At 41.1% G+C, this 570-nt stretch carries 1 protein-coding gene; it reads right to left on the minus strand.

What is annotated here, in order from left to right:
• On the minus strand, positions 1-550 hold a 550-nt coding region (locus AK59_RS01000000124005; RefSeq protein ID WP_032618796.1), incomplete at its 3' end, for a DUF6387 family protein.
• Positions 551-570 lie beyond the last annotated feature (20 nt).

Consider the following 570-nt stretch of genomic DNA (forward strand, 5'->3'; position numbering starts at 1 on the left):
GATAGCTGATTAACTTCTTGATCGTTCCATATCCAAAGCGAACTGACTCTAATGGGTTCTCATCGATACCCTTCACTTTACGCCATTGAGGGAGAGCTGTTTTAAGCGACTCAGCGATTTCTTCGTCTGTACCACTCGCAAGATCAATTTCGAACATAACTGTTCTTGAAAACTGATCTGGCATAATATCTGATAATGATTCTTCCCGAAGCTCTCTGTTTATAGAATAATTATCACCTTCATGCCAAACAAATCCTCCACGCTGCATTGCAATAATGCTCGTTTCAGCGAGTCGGTCAAGTGTGGTTAGAAAAAAATGTGGCGGTTGAAAGAGCTTGTTGGCAGGAGCCATGTATCCCAATTGCCCTTCTTCGATCAAAAAGGGATTACCGCTGAATATTTTCGAGAAATACACCATAAGTTCTTTGCTCTCGAAATCTTCTCGATATTCCTTAAAGAACAAGTTCCGAGCCCATAACTCATGGTAGAACTGTATCAATGAGAGGTCTTCAAATTTGCGGTAAGTACTAATATCCAGCCATAACTTGATCTATCTCGTATGCCGTCTTC

The sequence above is a fragment of the Enterobacter sp. T1-1 genome (assembly GCF_000710795.1).
Taxonomy (GTDB): domain Bacteria; phylum Pseudomonadota; class Gammaproteobacteria; order Enterobacterales; family Enterobacteriaceae; genus Enterobacter; species Enterobacter cloacae.